Source organism: Acidovorax sp. LjRoot194, assembly GCF_964253015.1.
Lineage (GTDB): Bacteria > Pseudomonadota > Gammaproteobacteria > Burkholderiales > Burkholderiaceae_C > Acidovorax.
The window spans coordinates 5456123-5481845 of record NZ_CAXUQB020000001.1 but is presented as its reverse complement, the minus strand read 5'-3'; the positions used below and the strand labels follow the sequence as shown (position 1 = coordinate 5481845).

Genomic DNA, 25723 nt, shown 5'->3' with positions numbered 1-25723 from the left:
TATGAACACGACAACCTCCACCACCGTGCTGTCGGCGCAGGGCCTGGTCAAGCGCTTCGGCGGTATCACCGCCACCAACAACGTCACGCTGGACTTGAAAAAGGGCGCACGCCACGCGCTCATCGGCCCCAACGGTGCGGGCAAGACCACGCTGATCAACCTGCTGACCGGCGTGCTGGAGCCCACCGAAGGCGCCATCGTGCTCGAAGGCCAGGACATCTCGCGCCTGGCGCCGCACCAGCGTGTGGCGCGCGGCATGGTGCGCACGTTCCAGATCAACCAGCTGTTCGACAGCCTCACGCCGCTGGAGACCCTGGCGCTCACCGTGTCGCAGCACCAGGGCCTGGGCGGCAAGTGGTGGCAGCCGCTGGGCGCGCGCCGCGCCGTCACCGAGCGCTGCGAGCAGCTGCTCGAGCAGTTCCACCTGACCTCGGTGATGGCCGAGGAAACGCGGGTGCTGGCCTACGGCAAGCGCCGCCTGCTGGAGATCGCCATCGCGCTGGCCTGCGAGCCGCGCGTGCTGCTGCTCGACGAGCCCGTGGCCGGCGTGCCCGCGGGCGAGCGCGAAGAACTTTTGCAAACCGTGGCGGCACTGCCCGCCGATGTCTCGGTGCTGTTGATCGAACACGACATGGACCTGGTTTTCAGCTTTGCCAACCGCATGACGGTGCTGGTCAACGGCACGGTGCTGACCGAGGGTGACCCGGACACGATTGCCAACGACCCGCAGGTGAAGGCGGTGTATCTGGGGCATGGGGAGGGATCGAGCGACGCCGGGCCGCCCCAAGGCGCGAGGGCCCCCTTGGGGGGCAGCGAACCACGCGCAGCGGGGAGCGTGGGGGCGGGAGGTCTTCATGTCTAAGAACGAACTGCTGCGTATCGAAGGCCTTAGCGCGGGCTACGGCGAAGCCGTGGTGCTGCAAGGCATCTCCCTGTCGCTGGCCGAAGGCGACACGCTGGCGCTGCTGGGCCGCAACGGCACGGGCAAGACCACGCTCATCAACACCCTGGCTGGCGCCACGCGCCAGCACGGCGGCACGGTGATGCTCGGCGGTGCGGCGCTGCACAAGCTGCCATCGCACGAGCGCGCCGCCGCGGGCATTGGCTGGGTGCCGCAGGAGCGCAACATCTTCAAGTCGCTCACCGTGCACGAGAACCTGACCGCCGTGGCGCGCCCCGGGCGCAAGGGCTCCACCGCGCGCCCGTGGACGCCCGAGCGGGTGTACGAGATGTTCCCGCGGCTGGCAGAGCGCAAGACCAACCTGGGCACGCAGCTGTCGGGCGGCGAGCAGCAGATGCTGGCCGTGGGCCGCGCGCTGGTGCTCAACCCGCGCCTCTTGCTGCTGGACGAGCCGCTCGAAGGCCTGGCGCCCATCATCGTGGAAGAGCTGCTGCGCGCCATCCGCCGCATCACGCGCGAAGAAGGCCTGTCGGCCATCATCGTGGAGCAGCACCCGCAGGCCATCCTGGCCATCTCGGACCAGGCCGCCGTGCTGGACCGGGGCACGGTGGTGCATGCGGGCACAGCGGCAGAGCTGAGCGCGCAGCCCGCGCTGCTGGACCGCCTGCTGGGCGTGTCGCGCTGACAGGGGCCAAGGCATGCGCATGAACCTCACCATCCACCGCAGAACCCTCCTGGCCCTGGCCGCAGCCTGGGGCGCAGCCGCCGCCCACGCGCAGCCCGCGTTCCCCTCGCGCCCGATCCGCATCGTGGTGCCCAATGCGGCGGGCGGCGCGGCCGACATCACTGCGCGCACGGTGGGCCAGAAGATCGCGGGCCCGCTGGGGCAAAGCGTGGTGATCGAGAACAAGCCCAGCGCGGGCGGCGTGGTGGCCGGCGAGCAGGTCGCACGCGCCGAGCCCGACGGGCACACGCTGCTGCTCATCAGCAGCGGCACGGCGGTGAGCGCCGCGCTGTTCCACACGCTGCCTTTCGACACCCTGAAGGACTTCGTGCCGGTGTCGCTGCTGGCCACGTTCGACCTAGCCATCGTCGTGCGCGAAGGCGGGCGCTTCGGCACCCTGGCAGAGCTGCTGGCCTATGGCCGCGCGAACCCGGGCAAGCTCAACATCGGCACGCCGCAGATCGGCACCACGCAGAACCTGGCGGCCGAACTCTTCAAGGTGACCGCCGGCATCGACGCCCAGGTGGTGCCCTTCAACGGCACGCCGCCGGTCATCACCGCACTGCGCGGCGGCGAGATCGATGCCATGGTGGACATCCTCGGCGGGCTGATGCCGCAGATCGGCTCCAGGGCCCTGCGCCCGCTGGCGGTGCTGGGCGCCCAGCGCGCGCCGCAGCTGCCCGACGTGCCCACGGTGCGCGAGAGCGGCGGCCCCCTGGCCGGCTTCAACGTCACGTCCTGGAACGGCCTGGCCGTGCCCGCGCGCACCCCGCCCGCCGTGGTGGAGCGCCTGTCGCGCGAGGTGCAATCGGCCCTGGCCCAGCCCGACGTGAAAAAGCGCCTGCTGGAGCTGAACCTGCAGGCCCAGGGCAGCACGCCCGCGCAGGCCGCCGAACACCTGGCGGCCGATGTGCGGCGCTGGGGCGATGTGATCACGCGGGCCAAGATCGCGCGGCAGTAGGCGGGGTTCGCGTTCGATCAGCCGGCCCGATACCGGTCGGGCTGGCTTGCCTCCCCTTGCCGCACCCCCTTTTCCGTTCGGGCTGAGCTTGTCGAAGCCAGGTGCTGCGCTTCGACGAGCTCAGCGTGAACGGTTGAGTTTGTCGGCGACGCTCACGTGTGCTCGAACACCAGCGGCACCGTGCGCTCGATCAGCTCCAGCGCCGCTTTCTGCACCTGCGTGGCCGGCCGCTGCAGGCTGGTCGCCAGCGACAGCGCGATGCGCAGCGGCGGCTTGCCCGGCGTGCCGATGACCTGGGCCGTGTAGGCCGAAGGCCGGGGCGAGTTGAGCAGCGCGTTGCGCGAGAGGATGGCGCAGCCCGCGCCGTCGGCCACCAGGTCCAGGATGGCGGAGACGCCGTCGATCTCCAGCGCCACCTCGGGGCGGCAGCCGATGTTGGCCATCTCCGATTCCACATGCATGCGGATCGCGTTGGGCCGCGACGGGATGATCAGCGGCAGCCGCGCCACCTCGGCCAGCGGGATGGGGCCGGGCGGCGGGTCTTCGGCCAGGCCGGGCGGGCGCACGCGCACCAGCACCAGGTCTTCGTCGATGAGGTGCGACACATCGATGTCGCGCGATGGCTGGGCGTTGTAGAGCACCACGATGTCCAGGCGCCCGCTGACCAGGCCTTCCAGAATCGCGCCGGACAGCCCCTCGCTGATGGACAGGCGCGCCTCGGGCAGCTCCTGGCGGAAGGCGCGGGTCAGCGGCACCGTCATCACCCGCGCCACGCTGTTGGGCAGGCCGATGGCCACGCGGCCCGACAGCCCGCCGCGCATGCGGTCCATGTCCTCCCGCGCCCGCGCCATCTGGTGCAGGATGCCGCGCCCGTGCTCCACCAGCAGCTTGCCCGCTTCGGTGGGCGTGGCGCCGCGGCCGTTGCGCACCAGCAGGTTCTGGCGCAACTCCACCTCCAGCAGGCGGATCTGGCGGCTCAGCGCCGACTGCGCCACGTCCAGCGCCGCGGCCGCGCGGGTGAAGCTGCCCAGCTCGGCCACGCGCACAAAGTATTCCAGCTGCTTGAGGTCCATCGGGGAGGCGCGAAGCGGTGTTCGGCAAAAAATGTTTCCTATCGGTAAATGATATACCTGCTAGACGGTGCAGCTACTTTTTGTATAGCTCGGCTTCGCCCAGAATCCGGCCTAGACAGCGCTCCAAGGCCCCGTGCGGGCAAGGCGCCCTGGCCCTTTTGCCTGCCCTCCACATTCACGCCACCATGCCCCAACACCTTCGCGGAATCTCGTCCATGGCCACCCGCCAGGTGTTGGCCGAGCTGACTTCGGGCTACGAGCAGGCCACGGGCCACCGCGCCAGCATCGAGGCCGTGGGCGGCGTGGACGCCGCCAAGCGCGTGTTGGCCGGCGAGGCCTTCGACGTGGTGGTGCTGGCTGCCGACGGCATCGCCAAGCTGCTGTCCGCGGGCTGCATCGTGCCCGGCAGCGTGGTGGACCTGGTGCATTCGGGCGTGGCGGTGGCCGTGCCTGCCGGTGCGCCGCAGCCCGACATCGGCTCCGAAGACGCCGTGCGCCAGGCCGTGCTGGCGGCGCGCAGCATCAGCTATTCCACCGGCCCGAGCGGCGTGGCACTGGCAAAACTGTTCGAGCGCTGGGGCATTGCCGGCGAGATCGCCGGCCGCATGGTGCAGGCACCGCCCGGCGTGCCCGTGGGCTCGCTGGTGGCCAAGGGCGAGGTGGAGCTGGGTTTTCAGCAATTGAGCGAGCTGCTGCACGTGCAGGGCATCGCCATCGTCGGGCCGCTGCCGCCCGCCATCCAGATCACGACCACGTTCTCCGCCGGCATCGGCGCGTTGTCGCAGCAGGCCGATGCCGCCCGCGAACTGCTGGCCTACATGGCGTCGCCGCAAGCCGCGGACGCCAAGCATAGGCAGGGCATGAGCCCCGCGTGACCGGCCTGCGCCACAGCACAAGCACTTCGACAAGAACATCTTTCAGGAGCACCACCCCATGAGCCTCATCATCGACTGCCACGGCCACTACACCACGGCCCCCAAGGCGCTGGAGAACTGGCGCAACGCGCAGATCGCCGGCATCAAGGACCCCGCCCAGATGCCCAAGGTGGCAGACCTGACCATCAGCGACGACGAACTGCGCGAGTCCATCGAGACCAACCAGCTCAAGCTGATGAAAGAGCGCGGCAGCGACATCACGCTGTTCAGCCCGCGCGCGAGCTTCATGGCCCACCACATCGGCGACTTCGAGGTGTCCAGCACCTGGGCCGCCATCTGCAATGAGCTGTGCTATCGCGTCTCCACGCTGTTCCCCGACCATTTCGTGCCCGTGGCCATGCTGCCGCAAAGCCCCGGCGTGGACCCCGCCACCTGCATCCCCGAGCTGGAAAAGTGCGTGCATGAATACGGCGCCGTGGGCATCAACCTGAACCCCGACCCCTCGGGCGGCCACTGGACCAGCCCACCGCTGACCGACAAGCACTGGTACCCCATCTACGAGAAGATGGTGGAGTACGACCTGCCCGCCATGATCCATGTGAGCACCAGCTGCAACGCGTGCTTTCACACCACGGGCGCGCACTACCTGAACGCCGACACCACGGCCTTCATGCAGCTGATCCAGGGCGATTTGTTCAAGGACTTCCCCACGCTCAGGTTCTTGATCCCGCACGGCGGCGGCGCAGTGCCTTACCACTGGGGCCGGTTCCGCGGCCTGGCGCAGGAGATGAAGAAGCCGCTGCTGGACGACCACCTGATGAACAACGTGTTCTTCGACACCTGCGTCTACCACCAGCCCGGCATCGATTTGCTGAACACGGTGATCCCGGTGAAGAACGTGCTGTTCGCCAGCGAGATGATCGGCGCGGTGCGCGGCATCGACCCCACCACCGGCAACTACTACGACGACACCAAGCGCTACATCGAGGCCAGCAAGATCCTGAGCGCGGACGACAAGCACCAGGTCTACGAAGGCAATGTGCGCCGCGTGTTCCCGCGCCTGGATGCGCGCCTGAAGGCCAAGGGGCTTTGATCTCGCAGTCGGTTGAGATCAACCCCCACCCCGCCCGTTCACGCTGAGCCTGTCGAAGCGCCGCGCTGAGGCTTCGACAAGCTCAGCCCGAACGGTGGAGGGTGATCGAACGCCGTGCGCTCAAAGTTCCAACACCACCCACACAAACGAAGAGAGACCACCATGTACGAACTAGGCGTTGTCTACCGCAACATCACCCGCGCCGACCGCGCGGCCGCCGACGGTCTGGCTGCCCTGGGCTCGGCCACCGTGCACGAGGCCATGGGCCGCGTCGGCCTGCTCAAGCCGTACATGCGCCCCATCTATGGCGGCCAGCAGATCAGCGGCACGGCAGTGACCGTGCTGCTGCAGCCGGGCGACAACTGGATGCTGCACGTCGCGGCCGAGCAGATCCAGCCCGGCGACGTGGTGGTGGCAGGGGTCACGTCCGAGTGCACCGACGGCTACTTCGGCGACCTGCTCGCCACGTCGTTCCAGTCGCGCGGTGCGCGCGCGCTCATCATCGATGCCGGCGTGCGCGACGTGAAGACGCTGCAGGAGATGAGCTTCCCCGTGTGGAGTCGCGCCATCAGCAGCAAGGGCACGATCAAGGCCACGCTGGGTTCGGTGAACATTCCCGTGGTGTGCGCCGGTGCGCTCGTCACGCCGGGCGACGTGATCGTGGCCGATGACGACGGCGTGGTCTGCGTGCCCGCCGCGCGTGCGGTCGAGACGCTGGCCGCCGCGCGAAAGCGCGAGAGCTTCGAAGGCGAGAAGCGCGCCAAGCTGGCGAGCGGCGTGCTGGGCCTCGACATGTACAACATGCGCCCCGGCCTGGAGAAGGCGGGCCTCAAGTACATCGACTGACACATCGACTGAGCCCTGAATCACGCCATTTTTGGTCGCTACCGCTTGTCTATCAAGCGCAAGCAGCTATCTTATTTATAGCATTCCACCTGCATTGCATCCCATGACCCTCCGCACCGTCTCTCCCCTGCGTCGCCGCATCGGCCTCGCGTCCGTGGCCTCGCTCGGCCTGGCTGCCACCCTGGGCCTCGCATCCCATGGTGCACACGCCCAACAGACCTTCCCCACCAAGCCCGTGCGCATCATCACGCCCTTCCCCGTGGGCGGTGGCCCGGACGGCGTGGCGCGCATCGTGGCCGAGAAGCTCGGCCGCATCTGGAACCAGCCCGTGGTGGTCGAAAACCGCCCGGGCGGCAATGGCTTCATCGCCATCGACGCCTTCAAGCGCGGCGCCAAGGACGGGCATGATCTGATCGTGCTGGACAACGTGCACCTGGCCGCCTACCCCAGCCTGTTCAAGAAACTGCCCTACGACGTGGCCAAGGACTTCGACACGCTGCTGCCGCTGTTCAAGACCCACTTCTTCTTCACCGTGGGCACGGCCAGCAAGTACAAGACCGTGGGCGACATCGTGGCCGACGCCAAGGCACGCCCGGGCAAGCTCAACTACGGCTCGTGGTCCGTGGGCAACCCGGTGCACCTGGGCTCGGAGCTGTTCGAGTCCGCCACCGGCACGCAGATGGAGCACGTGATCTTCAAGGAGACCACGCAGCTGTACACCTCGGTCGCCACCGGCGACATCGACTTCGCGCTGGGCAGCGCCGCCACCGCCGGCCCGCTGTACCGCGCGGGCAAGCTGCGCCTGCTGGCGTTTGCCGGCCCCCAGCGCTCGGTCGAGTTCCCCGACGTGCCTACCGTGGCCGAAGCGGGCGGCCCCAAGGACTTCACCGTGACCGGCTGGAACGCCATCGCCGTGCCTCCCGGTCTGCCTGCCGCCGTCACCGACAAGATCAAGCGCGACATCGAACAGGCCCTGACCGGCCCCGATGTGGCCGAGAAGTTCAAGACCTTCGGCTACGAGTCGTTCCCCACCACGCGCCCCCAGTTCGCGCAGTTCGTGAAGGACGAGAGCCAGCGCTTTGGCGACGTGATCAAAAAGGCCAACGTCTCGCTGGACTGATGGCATCCACCTTTGTGAAAGTTTCACCATCATGAGCAAACCCACTTCCGGCCCTTTCGAGAAGACCGCAGGCTGGCTCGACTGGTACACCGGCCCGACCAAGCCAAGGTTCCAGTTGCCCCCAGGCGCGGTGGATGCGCACTGCCACGTGTTCGGCCCCGGCGCGGAGTTTCCTTACGCCCCCGAGCGCAAGTACACCCCGTGCGACGCCTCCAAGGCGCAGTTGTTCGCGCTGCGCGACCACCTGGGCTTCGACAAGAACGTGGTGGTGCAGGCCACCTGCCACGGCGCGGACAACCGCGCCATGGTCGATGCGCTCAAGGCCAGCCACGGCAAGGCCAAGGGCGTGGCCACGGTCAAGCGCAGCATCTCCGATGCCGAGCTGCAGGAATTGCACGACGCCGGTGTGCGCGGCGTGCGCTTCAACTTCGTCAAGCGGCTGGTGGACTTCACGCCCAAGGACGAGCTGATGGAGATTGCAGGCCGCATCCACAAGCTCGGATGGCACGTGGTGATCTACTTCGAGGCGGTGGACCTGCCCGAGCTGTGGGACTTCTTCACCCAGCTGCCCACCACCGTGGTGGTGGACCACATGGGCCGCCCCGACGTGAGCAAGCCCGTGGACGGGTCCGAGTTCGAGCTGTTCCTGAAATTCATGCGCCAGCACCCCAATGTGTGGAGCAAGGTGAGCTGCCCCGAGCGCCTGTCGTTGGCCGGCCCCAAGGCACTGAACGGCGAGCAGGCGGCCTACCAAGACGTGGTGCCGTTCGCGCGCAAGGTGGTCGAGGAGTTCCCCGACCGCGTGCTCTGGGGCACCGACTGGCCGCACCCCAACCTCAAGGACCACATGCCCGACGACGGCCTGCTGGTGGACTTCATCCCGCACATCGCGCCCACGGCCGAGCTGCAAAAGAAGCTGCTGGTGGACAATCCCACGCGCCTGTACTGGCCCGAACTGGCCCAGGGCTGAAGGAGCACACCATGGCATTGCACAAACCCTACAAGGACGTGCCCGGCACGACCATCTTCGACGCCGAGCAGTCGCGCCTGGGCTACCACCTGAACCAGTTCTGCATGTCGCTCATGAAGGCCGAGAACCGCGCGCGGTTCCTGGCCAACGAGCGCGGCTACCTGGACGAGTGGCCCATGACCGAAGACCAGAAGCTGGCCGTGCTCGCGCGCGACCTCAACCGCTGCATTGCGCTCGGCGGCAACATCTACTTCCTGGCCAAGATCGGCGCGACCGACGGACGGTCCTTCCAGCAGATGGCCGGCTCCATGACCGGCATGACGGAAGAGGAATACCGCAACATGATGATCGGCGGCGGCCGCTCGGCCGAGGGCAACCGCTACATCGGCGAAGAAGGCGACGCACAGGCGCACCGACAACCCCAAGGAGCCGCCGGCAAGAAGCCGGCCGGACACTGACATGGCCAAGATCACCGCATCCGTCTACACCTCGCACGTGCCCGCCATCGGCGCGGCACTCGACCTGGGCAAGCAGGACGAGCCCTACTGGCAGCCGCTGTTCAAGGGCTACGACTTCTCCAAGGCATGGGAGAAGGCGAACAAGCCCGACGTCGTGTTCCTGGTCTTCAACGACCACGCCACCGCGTTCAGCCTGGACATGATTCCCACGTTCGCCATCGGCACCGCAGCTTCCTACCAGCCTGCCGACGAGGGCTGGGGCCCGCGCCCCGTGCCCACGGTGTACGGCCACCCCGAGCTGGCCGCGCACATCGCGCAGTCGGTCATCCAGGACGACTTCGACCTCACCATCGTCAACCGCATGGACGTGGACCACGGCCTCACCGTGCCCCTGTCGCTGATGTTCGGCCAGCCCGAGCAGTGGCCCTGCAAGGTGATCCCGTTCGCGGTCAATGTCGTGCAGTACCCCGTGCCCTCGGGCAACCGGTGCTTTCAGATCGGCAAGGCCATCCGCAAGGCGATCGAGTCGTTCGATGAAGACCTCAACGTGCAGATCTGGGGCACGGGCGGCATGAGCCACCAGCTGCAAGGCCCGCGCGCCGGCCTCATCAACAAGGACTGGGACAACCGGTTCCTGGACCGCCTGATCGCCGAGCCTGCCGAACTGGCCCAGGTGCCGCACATCGAATACGTGCGCGAAGCCGGCAGCGAAGGCATCGAGCTCGTGATGTGGCTCATCGCCCGTGGCGCCATGAGCGACGTGGCCGGTACCGGCCCCGCGCCCAAGGTGGCGCACCGCTTTTTCCACGTGCCCGCCAGCAATACGGCGGTGGGGCATCTGATCCTCGAGAACCAATAACTTCAAGGAACCCGACATGACCATCAAAGTCGCGCTCGCCGGTGCTGGCGCCTTCGGCATCAAGCATCTGGACGGCATTAAAAACATCGACGGCGTCGAAGTCATCTCCCTCATCAGCCGCGACCTGGCCAAGACCCAGGAAGTGGCCGACAAGTACGGCATCAAGCACGTCAGCACCGACCTGAACGATGCGCTGGCCATCCAGGAAGTGGACGCCGTGATCCTGTGCACCCCCACGCAGATGCATGCCGAGCAGAGCATCGCGTGCCTGAAGGCCGGCAAGCACGTGCAGGTGGAGATCCCGCTGGCAGATAGCTTGAAGGGCGCGCAGGAAGTCGTCGCCACGCAAAAGGACAAAGGCCTGGTGGCCATGTGCGGCCACACGCGCCGCTTCAACCCCAGCCACCAGTACGTGCACCAGAAGGTCCAGGCGGGCGAATTCAACATCCAGCAGATGGATGTGCAGACCTACTTCTTTCGCCGCACCAACACCAACGCGCTGGGCCAGGCCCGCAGTTGGACGGACCATCTGCTGTGGCACCACGCAGCGCACACGGTGGACCTGTTCGCCTACCAGGCAGGCAGCCCCATCGTCAAAGCCAACGCCATCCAAGGCCCCATCCACCCCGTGCTGGGCATTGCGATGGACATGAGCATCCAGCTCAAGGCAGAGAACGGCGCCATCTGCACGCTGTCGCTCTCGTTCAACAACGACGGCCCGCTGGGCACGTACTTCCGCTACATCGGCGACACCGCCACCTACCTGGCGCGCTACGACGACCTGTACAACGGCAAGGACGAGAAGATCGACGTGAGCCATGTCGACGTGTCGATGAACGGCATCGAGCTGCAGGACCGCGAGTTCTTCGCCGCAATCCAGGAAGGCCGCGAACCCAACTCTAGCGTGGGCCGCGTGCTGGCGTGCTACGAGGTCCTGCACGGGCTGGAGCAGCAGCTCAACGGCTAGAGCCGCCCGGTTCTCGCCATGGGGCCCATCGCCCACCCCGCCGAATAGAATGATTCGGTCAACGGGGTGGGCTTTTTTATGGGCACTGCGGAGGCGGCTTTTGGAACATGGCGTGAACATTCGTGGACAACAACGTCCCGGCAAGCTTGGTAGACCACCGGCGCAAGCCGAGATTCGCGAAAGCAGGGTGGGACTGGGCTATGGCATCTAAACGCAGTCTCAGCAAGCGCGAACCACCGCCCAGCAGCTTTTCGGCTCTGGTGGCCGACATCCGTCATGTGCACGCACAGTGAGCCGCGCAGGCGACACGTGCCGTCAACATCAGCCTGACGTTTCGCAACTGGCTGATCGGTGCGCACATCCATCACTACGAACTACAGGGCGCGGACCGCGCCACTTACGGCGACAAGCTGCTTCACAAACTGGCCGAGCAACTCACACAAGGCAAGGTCAGCAACTGCGACCGGCGCCAGCTCTACCGCTATTTGCGCTTCTATCGCCTTTATCCAGGCATTGTGGGGGCGCTGTCCCCACAATTCGCCGAGTTGCAGCCACCTACAGCCGACGCGCAAGTAAAAGTGGGGACAGCGTCCCCACTTTGGGGGACGGAAGCGGGCGCTGGCGACCCATTGCAGCTGCTCACCCGCCTGTCGTACAGCCACATCGAGGAGCTGGTAGGCCTGGAAGACCCGGCGCAACGCAGCTTCTACGAAACCGAGGCATTGCGCGGCAACTGGTCGGTGCGCGAACTCAAGCGCCAGATCAGCACGCTGTACTACCAGCGCAGCGGCCTCTCCACCGAAAAGACGACCCTGTCACAGCGGGCCCACGCCAAAGCCGAGCGGGCCGATCCTCAGCAAATCATCCGCGATCCCTACGTCTTTGAATTTCTGGGCCTGAAGCCTCAGGAGACCGTGACCGAAGGCCAGCTTGAGGATGCGCTACTCGACAAGCTGCAAGCTTTTTTGCTGGAACTGGGTCACGGCTTTTGCTTTGAGGCACGGCAAAAGCGCGTGGTGATGGGCGGCGAACACTTCTTTGTGGATCTGGTTTTCTATCACCGTGTGCTCAAGTGCCATGTGCTCATCGAGCTGAAGAACGATGCCTTCAAACACGAAAACCTGGGGCAGCTGAACGCCTATGTCAGCTACTACAAGCACAACCACATGACCGAGGGCGACCAGGCGCCCATCGGCATATTGCTGTGCACGCGCAAGAACACCGAACTGGTGCAGTACGCGTTGGCAGACATGAGCAACAAGCTCTTTGTGTCGCGCTACCAGGTGCAGCTACCAGGCACGGAGGAGATGGCGGCTTTCTTGCACAGGGCCGTGGAGGAGTTGGGGGGCGGGAATGAATGAGCGGGCAAAGGCGAGTTGGGCGAGTTGGGCGAATTGAAGAACAACCATGACGGAGCCGCCGGCCGGTCATTGCGCTCTTGGTACGGTCGTCGCTCAATATTCATGCCCCAAAAGGCCCCTGCTGCGCATCTGACGGGCGCAAGCAGCTATCAAATCAATAGCTGCTCTTTTTTGGCCGACGTACGCCACCTGCGCAGCGCCTGGACGCAAGGCGCGCCGTCGATCAGATGGTTCAGATCGGCGCGTAGCTGCCCGTGCCGCCCGGCCAGGCCGTGAGCACTTCGTACCCTTCGGGCGTCACCGCCACCATATGCTCCCACTGTGCAGACAGCGAGCGGTCCTTGGTCACCACGGTCCAGCCGTCGGCCAGCTCCTTGGTCTCGCGGCCGCCGGCGTTGAGCATGGGCTCGATGGTGAAGACCATGCCGGCCTCCAGCGTGAGGCCGGTGCCGCGCTGGCCGTAGTGCAGCACGTTGGGCACGTCGTGATAAATCTGCCCGATGCCGTGCCCGCAGTACTCGCGCACCACGCTGAAGCGCTCGCGCTGCGCCACGGTCTGGATCGCGTGGCCGACGTCGCCCAGCGTGGCGCCGGGCCGCACCTGCCGGATGCCCGCGCACAGGGCTTCGTACGTCGTCTCCACCAGGCGCCGGGCGAGCGTGCTGGGCGCGCCGACGAAATACATGCGGCTGGTGTCGCCGTACCAGCCGTCCTTGATCACCGCCACGTCGATGTTGACGATGTCGCCCTTCTTCAGGATCTTGTCGTGCGACGGAATGCCGTGGCAGACCACCTGGTTGACCGAGGTGAGGATGGTCTTGGGGTACCCCAGGTAACCCACGTTAGCCGGCACCGCGCCCTGCACGTTCACGATGTGGTCGTGGCAGATGCGGTCCAGTTCCTCGGTGCTCACGCCGGGCACCACGTGGGGCTCGATCATGTGCAGCACCTCGGCGGCCAACTGCGCGGCGCGCCGCGACAGGGCCAGCTCGTCCGCCGACTTGATGGGGACGCTGCGCGCCATCAGTGTTTCCCGTTCGCCACGGCGCGTGGCTTGTCCGGCAGGCCGTCCACGGCCATGGCGATGTCCAGGCCGCCCGCCATTTCGGCCCGCACCAGCAGCTGGCAGATCTCGCGGTGGTCGAGCTCGGGGTGCATCTCGGTCAGCATGCCCACCCGCATCCAGTGCTCGGCCTGCGCGTTGATGGAGCGGCTCAGTGCCGTGCCTGCGACCCGCAGGTTTTCGTGCATCTGGTCGGAAATTTTGACGATACCCATGGATTGGTCTCTATATAAAACGTATACGAATTATATATAAAACGTGTAGCGACGTCTTAAGGTGACGCACAGCATGGGTTGACCACAATGGGCGGTCCGCCGTGCCGCTGCCTCTGCGGCCCACGCACGCCACCGCAACACCAGGATCAGCCACCCATGGGTTCATCGCCTCCCGTGACCTTTCGCCCCTTCGCCGGGCCGTCGGATTTTCCGGCCATGGTCGCCTGCGCCAACGCCAGCTTTGCGCTCGATGAGACCCGGTTCTTCCGCACCGTGGACGACGTGGCGCGCGACTACGCCGCATTCACCGCGTGCGTGCCGCAGCACGACGTGTGGATCGCGCAGGCGGGAGACAACATCGCAGGCTATGTGCGTGCCTGGCACTGGGAGCAGGTCGACGGGCTGCAGCTGTACGGGCAGTTCGCCGTGGTCGCACCGCCGTGGCGCAGGCGCGGCATCGGCACGCAACTGCATGCGTGGCTGGAGGCGCGGCAGCGCGCCATGGCCGCGGCCCGGGGCCACCCCGGCCCGCATGCGCACCACGCCTTCGTCACCCAAGGCGAAACCGCGCGCGCGGCGCTGCTGGAAAAATCCGGCTACCGGCCCGAGCGCTACTTCTTCACCATGGTGCGCGCCACGCTGAACGACATCGCCGACTTCGCGCTGCCTGCCGGCGTGGAAGTGCGCGCGGTGCAGCCCGACCACTACCGCGCCATCCGCGAGGCGCACCACCGTGCGTTCCGGTCCCACTGGGGTGCCGTGCCGCCGGACGACGATGACTACGAACGCTGGCTGGACAGCCCCGTGTTCCAGCCGCACCTGTGGCAGGTGGCCTGGGATGTGGCCACGAACGAAGTGGCGGGCCAGGTGCGCGCGTACATCGACACCACGTGGAATGCGGGCAACGCACGCCAGCGCGGCTGGACGGAATTCATCAGCGTGGACGAGCGCTGGCGCCGCCGGGGCCTGGCGCGTGCGCTGATCTCGCGCAGCCTCCGGGTGCAGGCCGACGCGGGCATGCACGAGTCCGGGCTGGGCGTGGACAGCACCAACGCCCACGGCGCCCAGGGCATCTACGAAGACTGCGGATTCATCGTCGAGCAGCGCAACTGCGTGTTCCGCAAGCCCCTGCAACCGGGCGCGGTAGGCTCGGCCACAAGCCTGTTGCGCCGCCCGGCACCCTAGCGTGAAAGAGCCTGCGACAGCACGATGAGCCCCCAGACGATGACCACGAGCTGTACCAGGTGAGCAGCAGCACCGTGGCATGCATCCGCCGAAACCGCTGCAGTGCACTGGCATCTCCGGCTTCGATCTGGCTGCCCACTTGCAGCATCGCCGGCAAAAGGCGCTTGCGCAAAATCGTGGCGGTGGCGGCCAGCACCGCAGCCCCCACGGCAAACACAAACCGGCCCCACAGCGCATAGCTCACCGCCGCACCCAGCGCCACCCAGAAGGCCGCGTGGTAGTACACGTTGAAGAAGCCGCGCACGAAGCGGGCATCCAGCGGTTCGTCGTGTTTGAGGATGAGCAGCGGCAGGCCGCCGAGCAAAAAGTAGCCCGTGTTGACCATCATCGCGACGGTGAAGAACAAGGCGGGGTAGATGGCGGAGGACATTGCGCTTCTCCTGGTCGGATTCGCCGACTTTGGGGGTGCCGGTGGGCTCGCGTAATGTAGCGCTGGCGGTGACTCGCTGGGCAGGTTTTGGCGCGCTGGCTTGGCGGCCGCCACCGCCACCGCCCTTGGCGACACCGCACACTGCGGCATGCTGGCTGTACACACCTGTGGATGTTGGCAACAATGGTGGCGCCATGCCCAAGCCTGCTGCCCTAGCTTCACCGCCCTGCGCTCCCACCTTCTTCGCCACGCCCGCTGCCTTTCGGCAGTGGCTGCAAACGCATGCCGCGCAGTCGGCCGAACTGCTGGTGGGTTTTCACAAGGTCGGCACCGGCCGCCCGTGCATGACCTGGTCCGAATCGGTGGACGAGGCGCTGTGCTTTGGCTGGATCGACGGTGTGCGCCGGCGCATCGACGAGCTCACCTATTCCATCCGCTTCACGCCGCGCAAGCCGTCGTCCATCTGGAGTGCAGTCAACATCGCCAAGATGGAGCAGCTGCAAGCCGCTGGCCGCATGACGCCTGCAGGTCTGGCGGCCTTCAGCCATCGCCAGGCCCACAAGTCCTCCATCTATTCGCACGAGCAGGCTGCAGCCGCCGAGCTGCCCGCGCCGCAATTGCGCGAGTTCAAACGCCACAAGAAGGCCTGGCAGTTCTTCGAGGCCGCGCCCGCGGGGTACCGCAAGTCCATGCTGCACTGGGTGACGTCGGCCAAGCGGCCAGAGACACGCGCTGCGCGGTTTGCCCAGCTTCTGACGGCGTCGCAGGCGGGCGAGCGGATCGACCTGTGGAAGGGGCGGGCCGCTGCGGCAGCTGCCAAGGCTTGAAGTCCGTCTGTGCAAAAACTGCCGATGGCTGCAACGCACAACGCCCCAGCATTTTTTTGGAAAGCTTTTCACCATGACGGCACCCGCACCCCGCTACCGCAGCATTGCCGACTACATCGACCAGGCGCCTGCCGCGGGCCGGCCTCTATTGCAATCGCTCTACACGCTGCTTCAACATGCCGCGCCCGATGCGCAAGAGGCCATCAAATGGAACACGCCGTTCTTCATCGAGCCCCGGTTTGTGTACGGCTTCTCCGCGCACAAGGCGCACGCCAGCTTTGCACCGCCCGCGTCTGCCATGGCGCATTTCGAGGCGGAGCTCAAGGCGGTGAAGACCACCCAAGGCACCATCGTGCTGCCGTATGACCAGCCCCTTCCGGAAGCGCTGCTGCGGCAGATCGCGCAGTACAGCGTGCAGCGCGTGCAGGCACGCATTACCGACAGCTTCTGGGAGTGAACCCGCAGCGCCCCGGGTGACCCTTGGTGTGAGGATGCATGGCGTTAAGCTTGCGCCATGCAACAAAGAAACCTTGGACCTTTCTCCGTCTCGGCCATCGGCCTGGGCTGCATGAACCTCTCGCACGCCTACGGCGCGCCGGTGTCGGCCGAGCAGGGCGAGCGCGTGCTGCTGGCCGCGCTGGATGCCGGCGTGACGCTGTTCGACACCGCCACGCTGTATGGCTTCGGCGCCAACGAAACACTGGTGGGCCGCGTGATGAACAGCCACCGCAGCCGCTTCACCCTGGCGAGCAAATGCGGCATGCAGGGCGTGGACGTGGCCGGCGACGGCAAGCTGGTGCGCGTGATCGACGGCCGCCCCGCCACGCTGCGCCAGACCTGCGAGGACAGCCTGCGCCGCCTGCAGACCGACGTGATCGACCTGTACTACCTGCACCGCTGGGACAAGAAGGTGCCCATCGAAGACAGCGTGGGCGCATTGGCCGACCTGGTGCGCGCGGGCAAGATCCGCAGCATCGGCCTGTCGGAGGTGTCCGCCGCCACCCTGCGCCGCGCGCACGCCGTGCACCCCATCGCTGCGGTGCAGACCGAGTATTCGCTGTGGACCCGCAACCCCGAGATCGCGGTGCTCGACGCCTGCCGCGACCTGGGCACCGCCTTCGTCGCCTTCAGCCCCGTGGCGCGGGGCTTTCTGTGCGGCGACCTCACGGACGTCAGCACCCTCGACGCCAAGGACATCCGCCGCGCCATGCCGCGTTTTGCACCCGATGCGTACGCGGCCAACTTGCAACTGCTAGGCGGCTACCGAGACATCGCGCGCGAGGTCGGCTGCACCCCGGCGCAGCTGGCGCTGGCGTGGTTGCTGCACCGTGGCGATCACATCATCCCCATCCCCGGGACGACGAGCGTGGAGCACCTGCTGGACGATGTGGGTGCTGCTGGCGTGCAGCTTGATGCGGCGGTGATCGCGCGGCTCGATGCGCTGATCAATGAGCGCACAGTGGTGGGGCCGCGGTACAGCGCGCAGAGTGCGGGTGAGGTAGATACCGAGACGTTTGAGGGTCGCGGGGGGTAGTCGCAGAAGCGCTACCTGTGGTCATGATCTCAATATGCAGCGATGCCACCCATGCGACAGCATCAGAGAGAAACAAAGATGGCACGTATCACTACTTCGGTTCGACGCCGCTTGGAGCGCGGCCGGCGTCGGCAGAAAAAGATCAATGGCAATCCTGCCTATCGAGGCAGGCCTCGTTTCTACAGCTTTGATGCATCGCTGCGGATTGCTGGTGTTGGTCTGCTCCACGACATCGTTTCATTGAAGACGGGAATCCTGCCCACTCGTACGACTCGCAAGGGCGAACTACGGGCAGCGGAGAAACTGTGGTCCGAGGACGTGTGGCTGCTGGCATCGCCGTTGGGTGGCGATGCCTCTCTGGATGAGCATGTCCAATGGCTTTGGGACACCATCGCTCCCCACCAAGATTACTTTCGAGAGGTCATTCTCCAGTCCACGAGCACTGACATCGTTCTTGGATGCTTCTCGGAAAGCCCCTACCCGTACTTCACCGTGAAGAATGAGCCGTTGCGTCTTCTCATGAACCTGGGCGTGGGCGTTTCATTCAACTTCACCTGCGTATAGAAGCTGGGCTCGCGCTCGATTGACTGGCTGCGTTTACTTGCACTGAAAAGAAAAGGCCCTGGAGCAATGAAGCTCCAGGGCCTTTTTGTGGGTTCATCGCAAGACTCAACGGCCGCGCAGATTCCCCTTGTCATCCGCAATCACGATCTCCACGCGCCGGTTCATGGCGCGGCCTTCCGGCGATGCGTTGTCCGCCACCGGGTAGACCTTGCCGTAGCCGCGGGCGGTGATGCGGCTGGTGTCAACACCGCGCACCACCAGCGCGTCGCGCACGGCCTGCGCGCGGCGGTCGGACAGGTCCTGGTTGTAGCTGTCGGAGCCCACGCTGTCGGTATAGCCCTCGATCAGCAGCTTGCGGTCCGGGAACTGCTTGAGGAAGTTGGCGAGCTTTTCCAGGCGCGGTGCGGCCTGGGGCGACAGCTCGGCCTTGTTGAAGGCGAACAGCACGTCGCCCAGCGTGACCAGCAGGCCGCGCTCGGTTTGCTGCGCTTCCATGTCGCGCAACTGGGCTTCCAGCGCACGCACGCGGTCCTGGGCGGCGTTGGCCTGGGCCATGGCAGCGGTGGCGTTGGCCTGCTGCTGGGCGGCGCGTTGCTCGGCGCTCATGGCCTGGGCCTGGGCCTGCTGGGCGCGCAGGCGGGCCTGGTCGGCCTCCTGGGTGCGGGCCTGCAGGCGGATGCGGTCGGCCTCGCTGCCGGCTTGCTGGATGTTGGCATCGAGCTGGCGTGCGCGGGCCGTGTTGGTCGCGATCTCGGCGCGCTGGCGGGCGATGTATGCCAGGTGGTTGGTTTCCGATTCGTCGTGGTCGTCGGCCCATTCACGGTCGGCGCGGGCCAGGGCGTCGGTGGCTTGCTTGAGCTCCACAGCGGCGTACTGGTTCACGGTAGGGTCGCCCGCCGCGGCGGTGACGGCAGAGCGGGCTTGTTCCAGGGCGGGCAGGGGGGCGGTGCTAGCGCAGGCGGCGAGCAGGCCCACGGCGATCAGGCTGGAGCACAGGGCGGTGGTACGGTGGATCAATTGGCGCATGGTGGGATGTCCCTTCAAATGTCGTTCAGGCGGTCAGTAGGTGAGGCGCGGCGCAGAGGGTGCGACAGCGCTCAGCGCGGAGACCGGCGGTTGATTTCTTCCTGCAGCGCACGGATGCTGTCCTGCACCTGGGCCAGGTTGGTGGCGTTGCGGGCCGCATCGGCACGGGTCTCGGCCACGCGGGCATCGACCTCGGCTTCGGCTGCCAGGCGGCGGGCGTTCTTGTAGTCGCCCTGGGTCATCGACTTCTCGGCCTGGATGAGCTTTTCCTGCGCGCGCTGCAGGTCGACCGGTGCATTGGCGGCCGTTGCGGGTGCAGCCGCAACGCGGTTCACCGTGGTGCGGGTCACGGCCATCTGCTCGGTGGGCGCGGGGGTGGAAGAGCATGCCGCCAGGGTGCCCAGCGCAAGGGCTGCAGCGGTGGTTCGGATGAGTGCGGTCGAGTGCATGGTGTAGTGAACTCCTGCTGAAAGTGGTGTAGTGACGGTGGCCAGCGGCTGTGCCGCGAGGGCACGTTGTGCGGTGCTGGCACCGGAGACCAGGGGTGGCCCTGGTGTGTATGCATTGTTGGCGGCGGACCGTGGAGGGGGCGTAGGTACTGCCTCTGTATTCCTGTGGGCGAAGTCTTACGAACTCTTGCAATTGCATTCGCTCTTGCATTGGCAGCTTTGCATTAGAGGGCGGAGCAGGTGTGCGCGGCTGAGTCCTACGGCTCTGCGGACATCAACGTGGCACGCTAGGTACTTGGCAGCGAAAGGGCCCGTGATGCTCGGGGTGCCTCGGCGTATTGCGTGAACGCAGCGGTGGGTTGTTACCGGCGCAACTGCGAGGGCCCGCAGTGCAGCGTGTGTAGTGTGGTGCTGTGCGGGCGACCAGCGACGTGCCCACACGCAAGCGTGTGCGGACCACGCTCAAAGCCTTGCAAGCAGGCTCCAAAGATTGTTGAAGCGGCTTGTCAAACGGGCTTGTTCTGCACGCCAGCACCTTGTGGCTGCGCCTGGGTTTTTGCTTGCTGGCCATCCGGTAGATCGGCTGTGCCAGCCTGCGCTGGCGCCATGTGCGGCGTGGTCGTCGCGCTGGCAGTAGCGGGCGCTCTTCGCTTTTCGTGAACATCGGCCGGGTGCAGCGCGTGCAGCGCGGGCCCTGTGCCGATCCAATGCAAGGAGCAGCGTTGAGCATGCAAGATTTCCCCTTCATGACCTGGGTCCGCGAGACCACCGTCATCGGCATTCCGTTGTGGAGCCTGCTGCTGGCACTGGCCGCAGCCGTCACCACCTACTTTGCGATCATGGTGGTGCTGCACCTGCTCACTCGGCGCGCCCGCAGCTGGGCCAGCCGCTCAGGTAGCGCCACCGCGCACACAGCAGCCGACGTGCTGGCCGGCACCAGCCGGCTGCTGGTGTTGCTGGTCGCGGTGCTGGTGGGGGCCAACTTCCTGGACCTGCCCCCGCGCTGGGAAACGCGGTTGAGCCAGCTGTGGTTCGTGGCCGTGGCCCTGCAGATGGGGCTGTGGGGCATGCGCGCCATCGGCCTTGGCGTGGGCCGCTACGTGCAGCGGCACAGCTCCAGCGGCATGACGCAGGTCAGCGCCTCGGCCACGCTGCTGTCCTGGGGCCTGCGCACGCTGCTGTGGAGCGTGGTGCTGCTGGCCATCCTGTCCAACGTCGGGGTCAATATCACCGCCTTCATCGCCAGCCTGGGCGTGGGCGGCATTGCGGTGGCGCTTGCGGTGCAGAACATTCTGGGCGATCTGTTCGCGTCGCTGGCCATCGCGGTCGACAAGCCCTTCGAGGTGGGCGACTTCATCGTGGTGGGCAACGTGTCGGGCACGGTGCAGGTCATCGGCCTCAAGACCACGCGCATCCGCAGCTTGCAGGGCGAGCAGATCGTGATGTCCAACACCGATCTGCTCAAGCAGACCATCAGCAACTACCGCATGCTGGAGAAGCGGCGCATCGTCTTCCAATTCGGCGTGTCGTACGCCACCACCCCTGAGCAGGCCGAGGCCATCCCCGGCGTGGTGCGCAGGCTCATCGAAGCGCACCCGGAGCTGCGCCTGGACCGGGCGCATTTCAAGTCGTTCGGCGAGAGTTCGCTCGACTATGAAGTCGTCTACATCGTGCAAGACCCGGCCTTCAATCTCTACATGGATTTGCAGCAATCCGTCAATCTGGCGCTGATGCGCGAGTTCAAGGCCATGGGGGTGGAGTTTGCGTTCCCGACGAGCACGGTCCACATTGCGAGAGACCGGCCTGCTGCAGCGGCCAGAACGGCAGCAGGAGGCCAGCCGGTGGAAGAAGCAGACCCGGTGAAACAGGCGGTCGCGGGTGAAGACCTCAGTCGTTCAACACAAAGCCAACCTTGACCTCACGGCAGGGGCCGCGTTCTTCCACGCTGATGTCGGCGCTCCACACATCGGCGTGCTCGCAGCGCATGTGGCGAAAGTGAGTCCCGGCGCCCGAAACCTGGGCCCGGTCGCCGCTACAAGCCAGGGGCGCCATGGCGGCAGCGTGTTTCAGCAACGCCACATCGGGATTCATGTAGCTGCCGTAGTCCATGGCGACATACGGCACGCCTTCGCCATCGCGCCCCTTCCAGTGAAAGCGCGCTGGGCGGCATTCTGCAAAGGTGGGCGTGGCATCGCGGATGCTTTGAGGCACGCCGATGTAGTACAGCGGCCATCCGGGCCTGACATCGCCGACTTCGAACAGCATCCACAGGCCCAGCAGGGCGGTCGGCGGGAGGATCAGGCCCGCGAGAACGAGGCCCTTCACCCATGCTGGTGGGTTCGGTATTTGGTCATTCATTACGGGGCACGAGCAGCTGCAGGGTGTCAAAAAAAAAGGCCGGCGACCCTTGCGGACAGCCGGCCTGAACGGGTAGTTGCAGACTTATCGCTTCTTTCTAAATCCTGTGTCCATCACTGGTGACGGACCACTGATCATCCATCACTTCATCATCACTTGGCGACGACGCGCACCATCTCCAGGCACTTGTTCGAGTAGCCCCACTCATTGTCGTACCAAGACACGATCTTCACGAAGGTGCCATCCAGCGCAATGCCGGCGTCCGCGTCGAAGATCGACGTGCGGGTGTCGCCACGGAAGTCGGTGGCCACCACCTTGTCTTCGGTATAGCCCAGCACGCCCTTCAGAGCGCCTTCGGACTGTGCCTTCATCTCGGCCTTGATCTCATCATACGTGGCGGCGTTTTCCAGCTCCACCGTCAGGTCGACCACCGACACGTCGGAGGTGGGCACGCGGAAGGACATGCCGGTCAGTTTCTTGTTCAGCGCCGGAATCACCACGCCCACAGCCTTGGCAGCGCCGGTGCTCGAAGGGATGATGTTTTCCAGAATGCCGCGGCCGCCGCGCCAGTCTTTGTTGGACGGGCCGTCCACGGTCTTTTGCGTGGCGGTGGCAGCGTGCACCGTCGTCATCAGGCCGCGCTTGATGCCCCACTTGTCGTTGAGCACCTTGGCCACGGGGGCCAGGCAGTTGGTGGTGCACGATGCGTTGGACACGATGGCCTGGCCAGCGTAGGTGTCGTGGTTCACGCCGAACACGAACATGGGCGTGTCGTCCTTGGACGGAGCCGACAGGATGACCTTCTTGGCGCCGGCATCGATGTGCTTTTGCGCGGTGACCTTGTCCAGGAACAGGCCGGTGGATTCGATCACCACATCGGCGCCGACTTCGTTCCACTTCAGGTTGGCGGGGTCGCGCTCTTGCGTCAGGCGGATCTTCTTGCCGTTGACGATCAGGGTATTGCCCTCGACCGACACGGTGCCCTGGAAGCGGCCGTGCACCGAGTCGTACTGCAGCATGTACGCCAGGTAGTCAGGCTCCAGCAGGTCGTTGATGCCCACGACTTCGATGTCGCTGAAGTTCTGGACGGCGGAGCGCAGCACGTTGCGGCCGATGCGGCCGAAGCCGTTGATACCAATCTTGATCGTCATAGCTTGTCATCTCTCCAAGGTTGCAAAGTCGAAAAATCAGGAATCTGCCGCAACGCGCCCGCCGGCGGCAGGGCGCGCGGCGGGCTGGACGGGTCAGCGTGCCTTCTTGGCGGGCTTGAGCCGTGCGGCGCCGATGGCAACCAGTACGGCGTCGGCGACGTTCTCTTCGGTAAAGCCGAAGTGCTTGAACAGCACGGGCGCGGGAGCCGATTCGCCATAAGTGTCGATACCGACCACGGCGGCGCAGCCGTACTTCCACCAGCCGTCGGTCACGCCCATTTCCACCGCCACGCGGGGCACGCCGGCGGGCAGCACGCTGCTCTTGTACTTGGCGTCTTCGCGGTCGAACGTGGTCGTGCTGGGCATGGAGACCACGCGCACCGCAACTTTCTTGTCGGCCAGCAGGCGCTGGGCCTTCAGGGCCAGCTGCACTTCGGAGCCGGTGGCGATGATCACAGCCACGGCCTTCTTGTTCAGGCCCACGTCGGCGGGCTCGGACAGCACGTACGCGCCGCGGCTGATGTCGCCCAGGTCGCGCTTGGGGGCGTAGGGCAGGTTCTGGCGCGACAGCAGCAGGGCGGTGGGCTTGTTGCGGTTGGACAGGGCCACGCTCCAGGCCACGGCGGTTTCGGCCGTGTCACCGGGGCGCCACACATCGAGGTTGGGGATCAGACGCAGGCTGGCGGCGTGTTCGATGGACTGGTGGGTGGGGCCGTCTTCGCCCAGGCCGATGGAGTCATGCGTGAACACGTGGATCACGCGCTGCTTCATCAGCGCAGCCATGCGAATGGCGTTGCGGCTGTAGTCGCTGAAGGTCAGGAACGTGCCGCCGTAGGGGATGAAGCCGCCGTGCAGCGCGATGCCGTTCATGATCGCGGCCATGCCGAATTCGCGCACGCCGTAGTTGATGTGGCGGCCGCCGATTTTTTGGCCGCCTTCGACTTCGGTCTGCACCACGTTGCCCTGCATGTCAAAGCGCAGGTTGGGCGTGCTCTTGGTGTTGGTGAGGTTGGAGCCGGTCAGGTCGGCGCTGCCGCCCAGCAGCTCGGGCAGGGCCGCGGTGAAGGCTTCCAGCGCCAGTTGGCTGGCCTTGCGGCTGGCCACGGTTTCGCCCTTGGTGTGGGCGGCGACCACGGTGTCCACAGCCACTTGTGCGAAGTTGGCGGGCAGGTTGCCCTCCATGCGGCGCGTCAGTTCTGCCGACAGCTCGGGGAAGGCGGCGGTGTACGCGGCAAAGCGCTCGTTCCATTCGGCTTCGACGTTCTGGCCGTTGGCCTTGCCGTCCCAGTCGGCGTACACGTCTTGCGGCACGACGAAGGGCTCGCTGCTCCAGCCCAAGGCTTCGCGCGTGAGCTTGATTTCTTCGGCGCCCAGCGGCTCGCCGTGGGCCTTGGCGGTGTTGGCGCGGTTGGGGCTGCCCTTGCCAATGTGCGTCTTGCACACGATGAGGGTGGGGCGCTCGGTCTGCTTCTTGGCCTCGGCAATCGCGGCGGCCACCTTGTCGGCGTCGTGGCCGTCGATGGGGCCGATCACGTTCCAGCCGCTGGCCACAAAGCGCAAGGGGGTGTTGTCGGCAAACCAGGGGGCGACCTGGCCGTCGATGCTGATGCCGTTGTCGTCGTACAGGGCGATCAGCTTGTTGAGTTTCCAGGCGCCGGCCAGGGACACGGCCTCGTGGCTGATGCCTTCCATCAGGCAGCCGTCGCCCAGGAACACGTAGGTGTTGTGGTCCACCACCGCGTGGCCTTCGCGGTTGAACTCGCTGGCCAGCAGCTTTTCAGCCAGCGCAAAGCCCACGGCGTTGGTGATGCCCTGGCCCAGCGGGCCGGTGGTGGTCTCGACGCCGGCGGTGTAGCCCACTTCGGGGTGGCCAGGGGTCTTGCTGTGCAGCTGGCGGAAGTTCTTGAGTTCTTCGATCGGCAGGTCGTAGCCGGTGAGGTGCAGCAGCGCGTACAGCAGCATCGAGCCGTGGCCGTTGGAGAGCACGAAGCGGTCGCGGTCGAACCACTGGGGGTTGGCGGGGTTGTGCTTGAGGTGGCGGCCCCACAGTGCCGCCGCCATGTCGGCCATGCCCATGGGGGCGCCGGGGTGGCCGGAGTTGGCTTGTTGAACTGCGTCCATGGCCAATGCGCGGATTGCATTTGCCATCTGTTGGGATTGCTGCGGGGTATGGGCCATGGGGTGTGCGGGTTCGGGTGGGAGGGGTGGGATTTCAGGGGGAAACCCGGCATTTTACCGGCCCTGCTTTCCCGCGCCCGAACCGGCAGGGTCGAACCCTTGGCGAAGCGGCGCCGGCACTGCGATGCACTACAGTGCGGGCCATGCAAGGACTGCACCTCACCGCCGATCTCCGAGACTGCCGCTGCGCCCCCGTGTGGCTGCTGGACGCCGCCGCGCTGGGCCAGGCCTGCGCCGACGCCGTGCGCCACGCCGGGCTGCAACCCGTGGGCCAGGTGTTTCATGAATTCCCTGCCACAGCGCACGGCCCGGGCGGGGTGACAGCTACTATTTTGCTAGCGGAGTCGCACCTGTGCGTGCACACCTGGCCCGAGCAGCGCGCCGTCACGCTCGATGTCTACGTGTGCAATTTCGGCGCCGACCATTCGGACAAGGCACGGTCGCTGATGGATGCACTGCTGGCCTTGTTCGAGCCGTCTTCGGTGCAGCGCCATGCGCTGCAGCGGGGCGCCGTGCCGGAGCTGGCGGCATGAGC

At 66.1% G+C, this 25723-nt stretch carries 28 protein-coding genes and 1 pseudogene; 20 read left to right on the top strand and 9 right to left on the bottom strand.

Translation table 11 applies throughout. The features are described from left to right. The first annotated feature begins 1 nt into the window (after position 1). The 3 genes from ACSQ3N_RS24860 to ACSQ3N_RS24850 are packed head-to-tail and all read left to right on the top strand — an operon-like array spanning position 2 to position 2586. Complete coding sequence (locus ACSQ3N_RS24860) at positions 2–862, top strand: ABC transporter ATP-binding protein (RefSeq protein ID WP_235507438.1); 861 nt, start codon at positions 2–4, stop codon at positions 860–862. Beyond that, a complete protein-coding gene (locus ACSQ3N_RS24855; RefSeq protein WP_436147736.1) occupies positions 855–1586 on the top strand; it encodes an ABC transporter ATP-binding protein in 732 nt (243 codons plus the stop codon). Before ACSQ3N_RS24860 ends, ACSQ3N_RS24855 begins: the two co-directional genes overlap by 8 nt. A gap of 19 nt (positions 1587–1605) precedes the next feature. After that, positions 1606–2586, top strand: coding sequence for a tripartite tricarboxylate transporter substrate binding protein (locus ACSQ3N_RS24850; RefSeq protein WP_436147735.1), 981 nt, complete (start codon positions 1606–1608; stop codon positions 2584–2586). A 152-nt stretch (positions 2587–2738) separates the two neighbouring features. Here the strand turns inward: ACSQ3N_RS24850 and ACSQ3N_RS24845 are convergent, their stop codons facing one another. Continuing rightward, complete coding sequence (locus ACSQ3N_RS24845; RefSeq protein WP_436147734.1) at positions 2739–3659, bottom strand: LysR substrate-binding domain-containing protein; 921 nt, start codon at positions 3657–3659, stop codon at positions 2739–2741. Positions 3660–3844: 185 nt separating this feature from the next. On the opposite strand from ACSQ3N_RS24845, the gene ACSQ3N_RS24840 reads away from it, so the two are divergent. The 10 genes and pseudogenes from ACSQ3N_RS24840 to ACSQ3N_RS24795 all read left to right on the top strand — a co-directional run bounded on the left by ACSQ3N_RS24840 (position 3845) and on the right by ACSQ3N_RS24795 (position 12208). Continuing rightward, positions 3845–4534, top strand: coding sequence for a substrate-binding domain-containing protein (locus tag ACSQ3N_RS24840; RefSeq protein WP_436147733.1), 690 nt, complete (start codon positions 3845–3847; stop codon positions 4532–4534). Between the two features lie 58 nt (positions 4535–4592). Next, complete coding sequence (locus ACSQ3N_RS24835; protein ID WP_056170941.1) at positions 4593–5627, top strand: amidohydrolase family protein; 1035 nt, start codon at positions 4593–4595, stop codon at positions 5625–5627. Between the two features lie 162 nt (positions 5628–5789). After that, the gene (gene ligK, locus ACSQ3N_RS24830; protein ID WP_436147732.1) at positions 5790–6473 is read left to right on the top strand and encodes a 4-carboxy-4-hydroxy-2-oxoadipate aldolase/oxaloacetate decarboxylase; all 684 of its coding nucleotides are present in this window, start codon (positions 5790–5792) and stop codon (positions 6471–6473) included. 103 nt (positions 6474–6576) lie between these two features. Continuing rightward, a complete protein-coding gene (locus tag ACSQ3N_RS24825) occupies positions 6577–7593 on the top strand; it encodes a Bug family tripartite tricarboxylate transporter substrate binding protein (RefSeq protein ID WP_436147731.1) in 1017 nt (338 codons plus the stop codon). 31 nt (positions 7594–7624) lie between these two features. Next, positions 7625–8563, top strand: coding sequence for an amidohydrolase family protein (locus ACSQ3N_RS24820; RefSeq protein WP_436147730.1), 939 nt, complete (start codon positions 7625–7627; stop codon positions 8561–8563). An 11-nt stretch (positions 8564–8574) separates the two neighbouring features. After that, positions 8575–9021 (top strand): protocatechuate 4,5-dioxygenase subunit alpha, encoded by a 447-nt coding sequence (gene ligA, locus ACSQ3N_RS24815; RefSeq protein ID WP_436147729.1) that lies wholly within the window; start codon positions 8575–8577, stop codon positions 9019–9021. Position 9022: 1 nt separating this feature from the next. After that, entirely contained in the window at positions 9023–9880 is an 858-nt protein-coding gene (locus ACSQ3N_RS24810; RefSeq protein WP_436147728.1) for a class III extradiol dioxygenase subunit beta, read from the top strand. A gap of 16 nt (positions 9881–9896) precedes the next feature. Further along, positions 9897–10847, top strand: coding sequence for a Gfo/Idh/MocA family oxidoreductase (locus tag ACSQ3N_RS24805; protein WP_436147727.1), 951 nt, complete (start codon positions 9897–9899; stop codon positions 10845–10847). A 311-nt stretch (positions 10848–11158) separates the two neighbouring features. Beyond that, a pseudogene (locus ACSQ3N_RS24800) lies at positions 11159–11620 on the top strand (DUF1016 N-terminal domain-containing protein); the annotation flags it as partial. Then, positions 11609–12208 (top strand): PDDEXK nuclease domain-containing protein, encoded by a 600-nt coding sequence (locus ACSQ3N_RS24795; protein WP_255354975.1) that lies wholly within the window; start codon positions 11609–11611, stop codon positions 12206–12208. The pseudogene ACSQ3N_RS24800 and the gene ACSQ3N_RS24795, both read left to right, overlap by 12 nt. A gap of 232 nt (positions 12209–12440) precedes the next feature. On the opposite strand, the gene map is transcribed toward ACSQ3N_RS24795, so the two are convergent. Both map and ACSQ3N_RS24785 read right to left on the bottom strand, forming a co-directional pair. Then, positions 12441–13232, bottom strand: coding sequence for a type I methionyl aminopeptidase (map, locus tag ACSQ3N_RS24790; RefSeq protein ID WP_436147726.1), 792 nt, complete (start codon positions 13230–13232; stop codon positions 12441–12443). After that, complete coding sequence (locus ACSQ3N_RS24785) at positions 13232–13486, bottom strand: ParD-like family protein (protein WP_396505716.1); 255 nt, start codon at positions 13484–13486, stop codon at positions 13232–13234. Before ACSQ3N_RS24785 ends, map begins: the two co-directional genes overlap by 1 nt. Before the next feature lie 156 nt (positions 13487–13642). Here ACSQ3N_RS24785 and ACSQ3N_RS24780 point away from each other — a divergent pair, with 156 nt between their 5' ends. Then, positions 13643–14671, top strand: coding sequence for an N-acetyltransferase family protein (locus tag ACSQ3N_RS24780; protein WP_436147725.1), 1029 nt, complete (start codon positions 13643–13645; stop codon positions 14669–14671). Here the strand turns inward: ACSQ3N_RS24780 and ACSQ3N_RS24775 are convergent. Continuing rightward, positions 14577–15101 carry a hypothetical protein gene (locus tag ACSQ3N_RS24775; protein WP_436147724.1) on the bottom strand — a complete coding sequence of 175 codons (525 nt, stop codon included), beginning with the start codon at positions 15099–15101 and terminating at the stop codon, positions 14577–14579. The two genes, ACSQ3N_RS24780 and ACSQ3N_RS24775, sit on opposite strands and share 95 nt — an antisense overlap. Positions 15102–15295: 194 nt before the next feature. On the opposite strand from ACSQ3N_RS24775, the gene ACSQ3N_RS24770 reads away from it, so the two are divergent. The 4 genes from ACSQ3N_RS24770 to ACSQ3N_RS24755 all read left to right on the top strand — a co-directional run bounded on the left by ACSQ3N_RS24770 (position 15296) and on the right by ACSQ3N_RS24755 (position 18026). Further along, entirely contained in the window at positions 15296–15928 is a 633-nt protein-coding gene (locus tag ACSQ3N_RS24770) for a YdeI/OmpD-associated family protein (RefSeq protein WP_436147723.1), read from the top strand. 73 nt (positions 15929–16001) lie between these two features. Further along, on the top strand, positions 16002–16385 hold the full coding sequence (locus tag ACSQ3N_RS24765) for an iron chaperone (RefSeq protein WP_056170909.1): 384 nt from the start codon (positions 16002–16004) through the stop codon (positions 16383–16385). Between the two features lie 57 nt (positions 16386–16442). Then, a complete protein-coding gene (locus tag ACSQ3N_RS24760; protein WP_056170907.1) occupies positions 16443–17462 on the top strand; it encodes an aldo/keto reductase in 1020 nt (339 codons plus the stop codon). 78 nt (positions 17463–17540) lie between these two features. Then, positions 17541–18026 carry a DUF4279 domain-containing protein gene (locus ACSQ3N_RS24755; protein ID WP_162241090.1) on the top strand — a complete coding sequence of 162 codons (486 nt, stop codon included), beginning with the start codon at positions 17541–17543 and terminating at the stop codon, positions 18024–18026. A gap of 105 nt (positions 18027–18131) precedes the next feature. On the opposite strand, the gene ACSQ3N_RS24750 is transcribed toward ACSQ3N_RS24755, so the two are convergent. Further along, positions 18132–19052, bottom strand: a complete 921-nt coding sequence (locus ACSQ3N_RS24750; RefSeq protein ID WP_056170900.1) for an OmpA family protein — start codon at positions 19050–19052, stop codon at positions 18132–18134. A 71-nt stretch (positions 19053–19123) separates the two neighbouring features. After that, positions 19124–19501, bottom strand: a complete 378-nt coding sequence (locus ACSQ3N_RS24745; RefSeq protein ID WP_056170897.1) for a DUF4398 domain-containing protein — start codon at positions 19499–19501, stop codon at positions 19124–19126. 728 nt (positions 19502–20229) lie between these two features. Here ACSQ3N_RS24745 and ACSQ3N_RS24740 point away from each other — a divergent pair. Beyond that, positions 20230–21417, top strand: coding sequence for a mechanosensitive ion channel family protein (locus ACSQ3N_RS24740; RefSeq protein WP_082517028.1), 1188 nt, complete (start codon positions 20230–20232; stop codon positions 21415–21417). Here the strand turns inward: ACSQ3N_RS24740 and ACSQ3N_RS24735 are convergent. The 3 genes from ACSQ3N_RS24735 to tkt all read right to left on the bottom strand — a co-directional run bounded on the left by ACSQ3N_RS24735 (position 21389) and on the right by tkt (position 25188). Next, a complete protein-coding gene (locus ACSQ3N_RS24735) occupies positions 21389–21859 on the bottom strand; it encodes a hypothetical protein (protein WP_056170894.1) in 471 nt (156 codons plus the stop codon). The two genes, ACSQ3N_RS24740 and ACSQ3N_RS24735, sit on opposite strands and share 29 nt — an antisense overlap. Before the next feature lie 152 nt (positions 21860–22011). Then, positions 22012–23010 carry a type I glyceraldehyde-3-phosphate dehydrogenase gene (gene gap / locus ACSQ3N_RS24730; RefSeq protein WP_056170891.1) on the bottom strand — a complete coding sequence of 333 codons (999 nt, stop codon included), beginning with the start codon at positions 23008–23010 and terminating at the stop codon, positions 22012–22014. Between the two features lie 93 nt (positions 23011–23103). Beyond that, a complete protein-coding gene (tkt, locus tag ACSQ3N_RS24725; RefSeq protein WP_436147722.1) occupies positions 23104–25188 on the bottom strand; it encodes a transketolase in 2085 nt (694 codons plus the stop codon). Positions 25189–25331: 143 nt separating this feature from the next. On the opposite strand from tkt, the gene ACSQ3N_RS24720 reads away from it, so the two are divergent. After that, complete coding sequence (locus tag ACSQ3N_RS24720; RefSeq protein ID WP_056170887.1) at positions 25332–25721, top strand: S-adenosylmethionine decarboxylase family protein; 390 nt, start codon at positions 25332–25334, stop codon at positions 25719–25721. The last annotated feature ends 2 nt before the right edge of the window (positions 25722–25723 follow it).

What these genes read in the sequence shown, in the direction of transcription:
- ACSQ3N_RS24860 (WP_235507438.1), top strand. Translation starts at nt 2, where the DNA reads ATGAACACGACAACCTCCACCACCGTGCTGTCGGCGCAGGGCCTGGTC.
- ACSQ3N_RS24855 (WP_436147736.1), top strand. Translation starts at nt 855, where the DNA reads ATGTCTAAGAACGAACTGCTGCGTATCGAAGGCCTTAGCGCGGGCTAC.
- ACSQ3N_RS24850 (WP_436147735.1), top strand. Translation starts at nt 1,606, where the DNA reads ATGAACCTCACCATCCACCGCAGAACCCTCCTGGCCCTGGCCGCAGCC.
- ACSQ3N_RS24845 (WP_436147734.1), bottom strand. Translation starts at nt 3,659, where the DNA reads ATGGACCTCAAGCAGCTGGAATACTTTGTGCGCGTGGCCGAGCTGGGC.
- ACSQ3N_RS24840 (WP_436147733.1), top strand. Translation starts at nt 3,845, where the DNA reads ATGCCCCAACACCTTCGCGGAATCTCGTCCATGGCCACCCGCCAGGTG.
- ACSQ3N_RS24835 (WP_056170941.1), top strand. Translation starts at nt 4,593, where the DNA reads ATGAGCCTCATCATCGACTGCCACGGCCACTACACCACGGCCCCCAAG.
- ligK (WP_436147732.1), top strand. Translation starts at nt 5,790, where the DNA reads ATGTACGAACTAGGCGTTGTCTACCGCAACATCACCCGCGCCGACCGC.
- ACSQ3N_RS24825 (WP_436147731.1), top strand. Translation starts at nt 6,577, where the DNA reads ATGACCCTCCGCACCGTCTCTCCCCTGCGTCGCCGCATCGGCCTCGCG.
- ACSQ3N_RS24820 (WP_436147730.1), top strand. Translation starts at nt 7,625, where the DNA reads ATGAGCAAACCCACTTCCGGCCCTTTCGAGAAGACCGCAGGCTGGCTC.
- ligA (WP_436147729.1), top strand. Translation starts at nt 8,575, where the DNA reads ATGGCATTGCACAAACCCTACAAGGACGTGCCCGGCACGACCATCTTC.
- ACSQ3N_RS24810 (WP_436147728.1), top strand. Translation starts at nt 9,023, where the DNA reads ATGGCCAAGATCACCGCATCCGTCTACACCTCGCACGTGCCCGCCATC.
- ACSQ3N_RS24805 (WP_436147727.1), top strand. Translation starts at nt 9,897, where the DNA reads ATGACCATCAAAGTCGCGCTCGCCGGTGCTGGCGCCTTCGGCATCAAG.
- map (WP_436147726.1), bottom strand. Translation starts at nt 13,232, where the DNA reads ATGGCGCGCAGCGTCCCCATCAAGTCGGCGGACGAGCTGGCCCTGTCG.
- ACSQ3N_RS24785 (WP_396505716.1), bottom strand. Translation starts at nt 13,486, where the DNA reads ATGGGTATCGTCAAAATTTCCGACCAGATGCACGAAAACCTGCGGGTC.
- ACSQ3N_RS24780 (WP_436147725.1), top strand. Translation starts at nt 13,643, where the DNA reads ATGGGTTCATCGCCTCCCGTGACCTTTCGCCCCTTCGCCGGGCCGTCG.
- ACSQ3N_RS24775 (WP_436147724.1), bottom strand. Translation starts at nt 15,101, where the DNA reads ATGTCCTCCGCCATCTACCCCGCCTTGTTCTTCACCGTCGCGATGATG.
- ACSQ3N_RS24770 (WP_436147723.1), top strand. Translation starts at nt 15,296, where the DNA reads ATGCCCAAGCCTGCTGCCCTAGCTTCACCGCCCTGCGCTCCCACCTTC.
- ACSQ3N_RS24765 (WP_056170909.1), top strand. Translation starts at nt 16,002, where the DNA reads ATGACGGCACCCGCACCCCGCTACCGCAGCATTGCCGACTACATCGAC.
- ACSQ3N_RS24760 (WP_056170907.1), top strand. Translation starts at nt 16,443, where the DNA reads ATGCAACAAAGAAACCTTGGACCTTTCTCCGTCTCGGCCATCGGCCTG.
- ACSQ3N_RS24755 (WP_162241090.1), top strand. Translation starts at nt 17,541, where the DNA reads ATGGCACGTATCACTACTTCGGTTCGACGCCGCTTGGAGCGCGGCCGG.
- ACSQ3N_RS24750 (WP_056170900.1), bottom strand. Translation starts at nt 19,052, where the DNA reads ATGCGCCAATTGATCCACCGTACCACCGCCCTGTGCTCCAGCCTGATC.
- ACSQ3N_RS24745 (WP_056170897.1), bottom strand. Translation starts at nt 19,501, where the DNA reads ATGCACTCGACCGCACTCATCCGAACCACCGCTGCAGCCCTTGCGCTG.
- ACSQ3N_RS24740 (WP_082517028.1), top strand. Translation starts at nt 20,230, where the DNA reads ATGCAAGATTTCCCCTTCATGACCTGGGTCCGCGAGACCACCGTCATC.
- ACSQ3N_RS24735 (WP_056170894.1), bottom strand. Translation starts at nt 21,859, where the DNA reads ATGAATGACCAAATACCGAACCCACCAGCATGGGTGAAGGGCCTCGTT.
- gap (WP_056170891.1), bottom strand. Translation starts at nt 23,010, where the DNA reads ATGACGATCAAGATTGGTATCAACGGCTTCGGCCGCATCGGCCGCAAC.
- tkt (WP_436147722.1), bottom strand. Translation starts at nt 25,188, where the DNA reads ATGGCCCATACCCCGCAGCAATCCCAACAGATGGCAAATGCAATCCGC.
- ACSQ3N_RS24720 (WP_056170887.1), top strand. Translation starts at nt 25,332, where the DNA reads ATGCAAGGACTGCACCTCACCGCCGATCTCCGAGACTGCCGCTGCGCC.